At 72.6% G+C, this 9,370-nt stretch carries 11 protein-coding genes; 3 read left to right on the top strand and 8 right to left on the bottom strand.

Annotated features, from left to right (window positions below):
• Both ACGFMK_RS48280 and ACGFMK_RS48275 read left to right on the top strand, forming a co-directional pair.
• A partial coding sequence (locus ACGFMK_RS48280) for a hypothetical protein (protein WP_392778607.1) occupies positions 1-403 on the top strand: 403 nt, incomplete at its 5' end.
• 31 nt (positions 404-434) lie between these two features.
• Positions 435-830, top strand: coding sequence for a hypothetical protein (locus ACGFMK_RS48275; protein WP_392778604.1), 396 nt, complete (start codon positions 435-437; stop codon positions 828-830).
• Positions 831-844: 14 nt separating this feature from the next.
• Here ACGFMK_RS48275 and ACGFMK_RS48270 read toward each other — a convergent pair whose 3' ends face one another.
• Both ACGFMK_RS48270 and ACGFMK_RS48265 read right to left on the bottom strand, forming a co-directional pair.
• Positions 845-2,554, bottom strand: coding sequence for an AMP-binding protein (locus tag ACGFMK_RS48270; RefSeq protein WP_392778601.1), 1,710 nt, complete (start codon positions 2,552-2,554; stop codon positions 845-847).
• Positions 2,555-2,571: 17 nt separating this feature from the next.
• Positions 2,572-3,414: a crotonase/enoyl-CoA hydratase family protein gene (locus ACGFMK_RS48265; protein WP_323328519.1), complete on the bottom strand. Its 843-nt coding sequence runs from the start codon at positions 3,412-3,414 to the stop codon at positions 2,572-2,574.
• 133 nt (positions 3,415-3,547) lie between these two features.
• Here ACGFMK_RS48265 and ACGFMK_RS48260 point away from each other — a divergent pair, with 133 nt between their 5' ends.
• Complete coding sequence (locus ACGFMK_RS48260) at positions 3,548-4,426, top strand: alpha/beta fold hydrolase (protein WP_392778597.1); 879 nt, start codon at positions 3,548-3,550, stop codon at positions 4,424-4,426.
• Here the strand turns inward: ACGFMK_RS48260 and cobA are convergent.
• The 6 genes from cobA to rpsR form a co-directional block, all read right to left on the bottom strand.
• Complete coding sequence (cobA, locus tag ACGFMK_RS48255) at positions 4,414-5,643, bottom strand: uroporphyrinogen-III C-methyltransferase (protein WP_392778595.1); 1,230 nt, start codon at positions 5,641-5,643, stop codon at positions 4,414-4,416. The genes ACGFMK_RS48260 and cobA overlap by 13 nt on opposite strands.
• A gap of 52 nt (positions 5,644-5,695) precedes the next feature.
• Positions 5,696-6,088: an ankyrin repeat domain-containing protein gene (locus ACGFMK_RS48250; RefSeq protein ID WP_392778591.1), complete on the bottom strand. Its 393-nt coding sequence runs from the start codon at positions 6,086-6,088 to the stop codon at positions 5,696-5,698.
• Positions 6,089-6,100: 12 nt separating this feature from the next.
• Entirely contained in the window at positions 6,101-7,987 is a 1,887-nt protein-coding gene (locus ACGFMK_RS48245) for a hypothetical protein (protein ID WP_392778588.1), read from the bottom strand.
• Complete coding sequence (locus tag ACGFMK_RS48240; RefSeq protein ID WP_392778585.1) at positions 7,984-8,547, bottom strand: hypothetical protein; 564 nt, start codon at positions 8,545-8,547, stop codon at positions 7,984-7,986. Before ACGFMK_RS48240 ends, ACGFMK_RS48245 begins: the two co-directional genes overlap by 4 nt.
• A complete protein-coding gene (locus ACGFMK_RS48235; RefSeq protein WP_392778582.1) occupies positions 8,544-8,996 on the bottom strand; it encodes a hypothetical protein in 453 nt (150 codons plus the stop codon). The genes ACGFMK_RS48240 and ACGFMK_RS48235 overlap by 4 nt, the downstream gene beginning before the upstream one ends.
• 90 nt (positions 8,997-9,086) lie before the next feature.
• A complete protein-coding gene (gene rpsR / locus ACGFMK_RS48230; RefSeq protein WP_392778610.1) occupies positions 9,087-9,344 on the bottom strand; it encodes a 30S ribosomal protein S18 in 258 nt (85 codons plus the stop codon).
• Between the last annotated feature and the right edge of the window lie 26 nt (positions 9,345-9,370).

Genomic DNA, 9,370 nt, shown 5'->3' with positions numbered 1-9,370 from the left:
CGCTCCCCCGCCGTCCCCGACCTCCGCGGCACCGTCGTCCGCGACGACCGGGACGCCGCCACCGCCGCCCGCCACCGGCTCGTCCGTGCCCGGCCCGGCGTCGAAGCCAGCCGCCGTGCCGCCGACCGTCCCCGGCGCCTGCGGCACCATCACCGCCGCCAGCGGGCTGACGCTGTACGTGTTCGACAGCGGCTCGGCCGGCGTCAGCTGCGTCGCGGCGACCCAGCTGGTCACCGACTTCCACCGCAAGATCGCCGGGCGCCAGGGCGCCGGGTCGAACGACGCGGTGAACGAGACGGTGGACGGCTGGCTCTGCACGTCCGGCCCGCCCGCCGCGCAGGGCGGCACCACCTGCACCAAGGGCGAGCAGACGGTCTTCGCCGCCGTCGTGCCGTCCGAATGACGTCCCGTCCCGACCGCCTGCTGAAGGGCCCATGAAGACACTCGCGTACCCCCTGCTGCTCGTCGCCGCGACCGCCGCCCTGGCCGGCTGCGGCGGCGGGGAGGCGGCGCCCGCCGCGCCGTCGACGTCGCCCCTGCCGGCCGCGGCCGCGGCGGCCGAGAGCACGGCCCCCGGCGTCCCGTGCGGCGACGTCACGGGGTCGGGCGGCGCCAGGACGGCGGTCGTGGCCCACGGCAAGGTCGACTGCGCCGCGGCGACGACGCTGCTGAAGGACTACTTCGCGAAGCTGACCCCGGCGGAGGCGAACTCGGCCGACGGCCCGGGCCCCGTCGTGCTCGACGAGTGGACGTGCGGCAGCGGCGCGAACGACCCGGTGACGGTCTGCTCGACCGAAGACGGCCGCCAGGTCGAGGGCACCCGCGCCTGACGGCCGTCCGGCCGTCAGGACTTGAGGTCCGGGAAATCCTCTTCGCGGAACTCCGTGCCCGCGCCGCGCGCCGGGTCGCTCTCCCGGCCGCGCAGCTCGACGCGGCGGATCTTGCCCGAGATCGTCTTCGGCAGGTCCGCGAACTCGAGCCGGCGGATCCGCTTGTACGGCGCCAGGTGCTCACGGCAGTACGCGAGGATCGCCTTCGCCGTGTCCGCCGTCGGCTCGTGGCCGGCGGCCAGCACGACGTACGCCTTCGGCACGGCGAGCCGGATCGGGTCCGGGGCCGGGACGACCGCCGCCTCGGCGACCGCTTCGTGCTCGATGAGCACGCTCTCCAGCTCGAACGGTGAGATCCGGTAGTCCGACGCCTTGAAGACGTCGTCGGTGCGCCCGACGTAGGTGATGTAGCCCCGTTCGTCGATCGAACCGACGTCGCCGGTGTGGTAGAAGCCGTTCGCGAAGGCCGTCGAGGTGCGCTCGTCGTCGCCGGCGTAGCCCGTCATCAGGCCCACCGGGCGGTGGTCGAGGTCGAGGCAGATCTCGCCTTCCGGCGCCCGTTCGCCGCTGACCGGGTCGACCAGCGCGACGACGAACCCGGGCAGCGGCCGGCCCATCGAGCCCGGCACGACGTCCTGGCCCGGCGTGTTCGCGATCTGGACGCTGCTCTCGGTCTGGCCGAAGCCGTCGCGGATCGTGATGCCCCAGGCCTTTTCGACCTGGTCGATCACTTCGGGGTTCAGCGGCTCGCCCGCGCCGACGACCTTCTTCGGCGGTGTCTTCAGCGCCGTCAGGTCGGCCTGGATGAGCATCCGCCAGACCGTCGGCGGGGCGCAGAAGCTGGTGATGCCGCACCGGTCCATCTGGGCCATCAGGGCGTTCGCGTCGAAGCGGTTGTAGTTGTAGAGGAACACCGTCGCCTCGGCGTTCCACGGCGCGAAGACGTTGCTCCACGCGTGTTTCGCCCAGCCCGGCGAGGAGATGTTGAGGTGGACGTCGCCCGGTTCGAGGCCGATCCAGTACATCGTGGACAGATGCCCCACCGGGTACGACACCTGCGTGTGCTGCACCAGTTTCGGCTTCGCCGTGGTGCCGGAGGTGAAGTACAGCAGGAGCGGGTCGACGGCCTTCGTCGGGCCGTCCGGGGCGAACTCGGGCGACTCGGCGAACGCCGTCGCGTACGAGTGCCAGCCCTCGACCGGCTCGCCCACCGCGATCCGGGTGTAGTCGCCGGCGACATCGGCGAACTTCTCGGTGTCCGCCGAGCGGATCACGACGTGCTTGGCCGCGCCGCGCTCGACGCGGTCGGTCAGGTCGGCCGGGCCGAGCAGGGTGGACGCCGGGATGATCACCGCGCCGAGCTTGATCGCGGCGAGGATCGTCTCCCACAGCTCACCCTGGTTGCCCAGCATGAGGATGAGCCGGTCGCCGCGGCGCACGCCGAGGCCGCGCAGCCAGTTCGCCACCTGGTTGGACCGGCTGGACATCTCCGGGTAGGTCCAGCGGTTCTCGGTGCCGTCCTCCTCCACGATCCACAACGCCGGCCGCTCGGCGTTGTCCGGATCGTGGGCGACGACGTCGAACCAGTCGATCGCCCAGTTGAAGTGGTCGAACTCCGGCCAGGCGAAGTCGCGGTACGCCGTGTCGTAGTCCTCGCGGTGCTGCTGCAGGTAGTCCCGCGCCACGCGGAACGCGTGGTGGACTTCCGAAGCGCCGTTGCTCACCCTGCTGCCTCCTTGTTCTACTCGCCCGTGAACTCCGGCTTCCGGCGCTCCATGAAGGCCTGCACCGCCTCGCCGAGGTCCTTGCTGGGCAGGAACGCCGAGTTCCACGCCGCGACGTACCGGAGGCCGTCGGCGACCTGGCGCTCGGTGTTCGCCGCCAGTACCTGCTTCGTACCCTGCACCACGAGCGGCGGGTTCGCAGCGATCTCGGCGGCGAGTTCCCGCGCGGCCTTCAGCAGCGCGTCCTGGTCGGGGTAGACGTCGTTGACGAGGCCGATCTTCTCGGCGCGGGCGGCGTCGATGTCCTTGCCGGTCAGCGCCAGCTCCCGGACGTGGCCCTCGCCGATGATCGGGGCGAGCCGCTGAAGGCTGCCGATGTCGGCGACGATGGCGACGCGCACTTCGCGGACGCTGAACTTGGCGTCCGCGCTGGCCAGGCGGATGTCGGCGGCCGTGACGACGTCGACGCCGCCGCCGATGCACCACCCGGAGACGGCCGCGACGACCGGTTTGCGGCATTCGGCGATGGAGCTGACCGCGGCCTGCAGCCGGCGGACCTCGGTGTGGAACTCGCTGCGCGGGCCGGCGAGCGCGTCACCGGCCAGCAGCGGCGCCCAGCCGCCCATCATCGCGGGCAGGTCGAGGCCGTAGGAGAAGTGCGCCCCGCTGCCGGTCAGCACCACGGCCCTGACCTGCGGGTCCGCGTCGAGGGCGGCGAACACCAGCGGCAGCTCGCGCCAGAAGTCCGGGCCCATCGCGTTGCCCTTCGAAGGGCCGAGGAGCGTCACTTCGGCGACGTGGCCTTCGATGTCGACCTTGAGGGAGACCAGGTCGGGCAGACTGTCAGCAGTAGCGGTCATGAGGTCATCTTGACCCATGCCCGCGGCCGATCGCCATTGGCACGTTGTCAATTGACGTGCGAGTCACTGTGCCAACGTGACCGGGGAATGCTTTCCTGGAGGAACTGACACGACGCGGGGAGGACGGTGGGACATGAGCCCGGCCAGCAGCGCGACCCTGATCGAGCCGGAACCCCCGGCCCCGCCCGCGCGGCGCTCCTCCCGGCCGATCGAGCTGACCGGCTCGTTCGACCACGAGGGGCACCGCCTCTGGTACACCGAGTTCGGCAGCGGCGACAAGGTCGTCGTGCTGACCCACGGCATCATGCTGACCCGCCGGATGCACGCGCCCCTCGCGCGGCGGCTGGCCCGCGCCGGGTTCCGGGTCGTCACGCTCGACCTGCTCGGTCACGGCGACTCCGACCGCCCGACCGAGTCGTGGCGGTACTCGATGCCGTCGTTCGCGGAGCAGACCCTGGCGCTGCTGGACCACCTCGAGGTCTCCTCCGCGGTGATCGGCGGGACGTCGCTGGGCGCGAACGTCTCCCTGGAGGTCGCGGTGTCCGCCCCCGAGCGGGCCCGTGGGCTGATCGTCGAGATGCCGGTGCTGGACAACGCGATCGTGGCGGGGCTGTTCACGTTCGCCCCGCTGTTGATGGCCGCCCGGTTCCTGCCCGTGACGGTGCAGGCGGTGGCGCTAGGGGCGTCGCTGGTCCCGCACGGCAACCAGTGGGTCGACGTCATCACGGACACGCTCTCGCAGCGCCCGGCCCCGATGGCCGCCCTGCTGCACGGGGTGCTGTTCGGCCGGATCGCGCCACCGAAGTCGGTCCGCCGCAAGATCACGACCCGCGCCCTGGTGATCGGCCACCAGGGCGACCCGATCCACCCGTTCGGCGACGCGGACACCCTGGCCGCCGACATGCCGGACGCCGAGTTCGTCCAGGCGCGCAGCCCGGTCGAGCTGAGGTTCGACCCGACCCGGCTGTCCGACGCGATCCGCGACTTCGCCGCGAGCTGCTACGAGGACTGAGCGGGTGGTGCCAGGCCCGCCACCGGGCCGATCACGATCACCGCGGGCGGGCGGACTCCCGAGGCCGCCGCGTCGGTGACCACCGTGTCCAATGTGGACCGCAGGGATCGCTGGGTGCGCATCGTGCCGTCCTCGACGATCGCCACCGGGGTGCCGGCCGGGCGGCCGCCGTCCAGCAGGGCCTTGGCGAACTGCGGGAGCCGTTCGACGCCCATCATCAGGACGATCGTGCCGCGCATGCGGGCCAGCAGCTCCCAGTCGACCAGGGACCGGTCGTCGCCCGGGGCGACGTGACCCGACACCACCACGACCTCGTGGGCGACACCTCGGTGCGTCACCGGGACGTCCGCCACGGCGGGAACCGCGAACGCGCTGGTGATGCCCGGGACCATCGTCACCGGGACGCCGGCCTCGGCGCAGGCCAGCACCTCCTCGAAGCCGCGGCCGAACAGGTACGGGTCGCCGCCCTTGAGGCGGACGACGAACTTGCCCTCCTTGGCCCGCTCGATCAGCGTGCTGTTGATGACGTCCTGGCTGGCCGCGCGGCCGTACGGGATCTTCGCCGCGTCGACGACCTCCACCTCGGGGGCGAGTTCGTCGAGCAGCTCGCGGGGTGCCAGCCGGTCGACCACCACGACGTCCGCGCGCGAGAGCAGCCGGCGGCCGCGGACCGTGATCAGCTCCGGGTCGCCCGGGCCGCCGCCGACCAGCGCGACACCGGGCAGGGTGCCGTCCGGGTGCGGGTGGCGGCCGTCTTCGACCGTGCCCGCGTGGAGGCCGTCCAGGATCGAGTCGCGGACGGCGGCCGAGCGCAGCGGCTCACCGCCCGAGAGCACGCCGAACAGCAGGCCACCGTGACGGCCGGACGCCGGGGTCACGGCGCTGCCGGACTCGCCCTCGTCGGCGCGGACGCAGAACACCCGTTCGCGCTCGGCCTCGGCGCAGATCGCCGCGTTGACCTCGGCGTCGTCGGTGCAGGCCAGCGCGTACCAGGCGTCTTTCAGGTCGCCTTCGGAGTAGCGGCGTTCGTGCCAGACCAGCTCGCCCGCGTCCACCATCCCCTGCACCGACGGTGTCGTGTGCGGCGACACCAGTTCCACGCGCGCGCCCGCGCGGATGAGCCGGGGCAGCCGTCGCTGGGCCACGCTGCCGCCGCCGAACATCACGACGCGGCGGCCGGTCAGCTGGAGGCCGGAGAGGTAGTGCGGGTCGTCCATGGGCGGGAGTTTATTTACGCGCCGCCGCCGCACCAGCCGGGCGTGCGAAGAGTCACCGTTCGAGCAGGCCGAGCAGGTCGGTGTTGCCGAACATCTTCGCCGTGTCGATCGCCGACGGCTGCCCGGCACGCGGGTCGGCGCCGCCGTCGAGCAGGGCGCGCACGACGTCCGGCTCGTTCTTGAAGACGGCACCGGCCAGCGGGCTCTGGCCGCGGTCGTTCTCGCGGTTCGGGTCGGCGCCGCGCTCGATCAGCGCGGCCACCGTCGCCGCGTGACCGTGGTAGGCGGCCAGCATGACCAGCGAGTCTCCGCTGTCGTTGGTGAGGTTGGCCGGGATGCCCGCGTCGACGTAAGCGGCCAGCTCCGCGGTCAGGCCCTCGCGGGCGAACCCGAAGACCTTGGCCCACAGCGCCAGCATCTCCGGCGTGAACTCCTCGTCACTCATGGGGTGAGGCTCTCACGAAACCCGGAACACCGGCCCGCGCGCGGGGAACGGCAGCCGCGCGCCGCGGGGCACCAGGTACGCGTGCTCGCGCCGCGGCCGGACGTGGTCGCACCGCGCGTCGGTGATGATCAGGATCGGCCCGTCCGGCGGGAAGTCGGGCGCACGCTGCAGCAGGTCGACGCCCGGCTGCAGGATCGTGCCGCCGCGCCCGCGCACCTGCACGCGGCCGGCGATGTCCTCGACGGCGAGGTACCCGGCGTCGTAGGCGACGGCGTCGCAGAACACCACCCGCGCCGCCGGGACGTCGCGGGCCATCGCGTAGGACGCGATCGCACCCAGCGCCTTGCCGAGCAGCTCGGCGTTCATCGAGCCGGACGTGTCGAGCACGACGCCGAAGGTGGCGCGCTGGTCCAGCTGCTCGGGACGCACTTTGCCGGGGCGCGGGATGTCCGGCGTCGACGACTGGCGGCGCGACGCGCGGGCGTAACTGCGCACCGGCAGCTCGACGCGGACGTGCTCGTCGAACCAGCGGGCCAGCTGCGCGTCCCACGGCAGCGGCGGGTGCTCCAGGGCCCGGATCTCCTGCTCCAGCCCGGCCGGCAGCCGCCCGCGGCCCTGGTTGCGGTGGTACTCCAGCCCCAGGGTGAGCGCGCGACGGTAGAACTCGTCGAGGTCGACACTGTGCACGCGGTCCGCCCACGGCATCGGCCGGGACTCCCCGCGGCGCGACGAGCGGCGCTGCGCGGCGTCGGGCTCGGACAGCCAGCCGCCCAGGACGTCCCCCGCTTCGCGGCCGCCCAACGTCAGCAGCTTGCGGGCCCGGCGGAGGTCCGTGGTGAGCGTGTCGTACACCGACTCCGCCGACATCCCGGTCAGCTGCGGGTCGTGCAACGTGCCCTCGGGCAGTTCGCCGACGGCCATCGCGACCAGCCAGCCGTTGATCACGTAGTCGCAGGCGACGTTCCACAGGTACGGCTCGCGCCCGAGCGCGCGGCGGTCGTGGCGCAGCGCGGCGTGCAGCATCTCGTGCGCCAGCACGAACCGCCACTCCTCCGCGGTCAGCGCCGCGTGCGGGTTGACGTAGATCTCGCCGTGCTCGGCGTCGACCGCGGCCACGGCGACGTCCCAAGCCCGGACGACCTCGGCGTCGGCGACCAGGGTGAAGCCCGCGGCCATCGCGCCGAGCAGCGGGAACGACGAGACGAACCAGCCGAGCGCGCGGTCCCACTCCCCCACCGCCCGCCGGTGGCGGGTCCGGCCGCGTGCGTCCGCGGCGCGTTCCATGGCTTCGGTGGCCGACGCGATCAGCCCGCGGGCGAACCGCTCGGTCCACGGCTCGGGCTTCCCGCTGTACTTGAGGTGCCAGGCGCTCCGCGGGGGCCCGAGCCGGACACACGGCCGTGCACCACCGGTGCCCAGTGCCGCGAACGCGCCGGGCACACCGGTTTCGCGCCACGCGCGGGACAACGAGAACTCGTCGCCACCCGGGAGCTCCGGCAGCAGCACGGTGGGCTCGCCGACGTGGACCGCCTCGGCGAAGCGGTGGACGGCCACGCAGCAGGCGGCGCCGTAGGACGCGTCGATCTCCCGGTCGGGGGTGACGCCCTCGGCGTCGCTCAGCTTCTGTTCGTCGAGGTGGCCGAGGCCGAGGTGCAGCAGCAGGTGCGCGAAGACCCACGCCCACTCCGCCGGTTCGGCGTCGCGGGCGCGGTTCGCGGTGATCACCCCGTGGTCGTTGACGACGGCCCAGCTGCCGACGCCGGTCAGGCTCTCCTTGTCGAGGCTCGCGCCGCGCATCAGGTGGTCGAGCACGGTGTTCTCGCGGGCCAGCATCCAGCCGTCGTTGATCGCCTTGGCCCGGCGTTCGCGGCGCTTGGCCTCGGCCTGCGCGCCGCTCACGCGCGGGCGTCCACGAGCCGGGGCAGGTCGCGGGCGGCCTCGACCAGGAACCACGACGGCAGCCGCGCGTGACCCGCCTCGTCGTCGGCGATGACCAGCTGCGCCATCTCGAGGGAGATCTCGGCCAGCTCGACGAGCAGGCTCTTCGCGCGGAACGCGAACTGGCGGACGGCGGCCGACGCGTGCCGCTTGTCCGCGGGCAGGTCCTTGACCAGCCGGGCGCGGAACGTCTCGGCGAGGAAGTACAGCAGGTCCCGGTCGCCGGCGTCGGCGGGCCAGCGGGCGTCACCCTTGACGATGGCTTCGAGGTCGAACGCGTGCCGGGCCACCTTGAGGTACGCGCGGAACGTGCCGGCGTGCTGCGGGGTGAGCGTCGCGTAGGCCAGCAGCGCGATCGTCTCGTCGTCGGCGGCGTCACCGTACGAGTGCAGCAGGTCCGACAGCATGTGCCAGGAGCGCGGCGTCGAGAACGGCTCCTCGGTCTTCGGCGGCGGGCTCCACAGGTGATCCGGGCGCTGGGTCAGGTACTCGACGACCGACGGGTGGATGTCGTGGCTCATCGCCAGGTCAGCCAGTCGGCGGACGAGGCACGCAGGTGCACGTGGACGAGCCGGTTGACCAGTGCGGACGCCATCGGGCGGGCCAGTGCCTGGTCGGTGGCGCGGTTGCCGGCGCCGATCACGACCGAGCCCGGCGGCAGCTCGTACGAGCCGATGCGGCGGTCGAGGATGAGCGAGTAGAACGCCTTCTGGACGTCGGGCGCGGCGGCGTTCAGCCCGCCCGAGGAACAGGCAGTACGGCTGGTCACGGGCGATCTGCTCCGGCGGGCAGAAGCGGCTGCGGTGCCCAGCAGCGAAACGCAGTCGAGGCCGAGCGACGCCGCGAATTCCCTTACGAGGGACGACTTCCCGATGCCCGGCGCGCCCCACAGGAACACCGGCCGGACGACGGCGGCGTTCAGCAGGACTTCGGGCAGCTGGGCGGGCGTGACCGTGAGCTGGGCGTGCACCTGGGACCTCCTGATTTCAGGACATCCTGCCGTGCGACGCCCCCTATCGTACGCTCATGATCGCGCGCCCGCCCAGCGGCCGCACCTGAATTATCCGCCCGCGCGGCCCGAGCCCGGGTAGGGCAGCAGGGCCATCTCACGCGCGTTCTTGATCGCCGTGGCGACCTGTTTCTGTTGCTGCGGCGTCAAACCCGTCACCCGGCGGGCGCGGATCTTGCCGCGGTCGGAGACGAACTTCCGCAGCAGGTCGACGTCCTTCCAGTCGACGTGCGTGATCCGGTTGGCGTGCAACAGGTTCACCTTGCGCTTGCCCGGGCGGTCCCGGGTCGGCTTCGGCATCCGGCTCACCAGCTCGACTTCGTGACGCCGGGCAG

It is taken from the genome of Amycolatopsis sp. NPDC049252 (genome assembly GCF_043197175.1).
Taxonomy (GTDB): domain Bacteria; phylum Actinomycetota; class Actinomycetes; order Mycobacteriales; family Pseudonocardiaceae; genus Amycolatopsis.
This window is presented reverse-complemented; position numbering and strand designations above follow the sequence as displayed.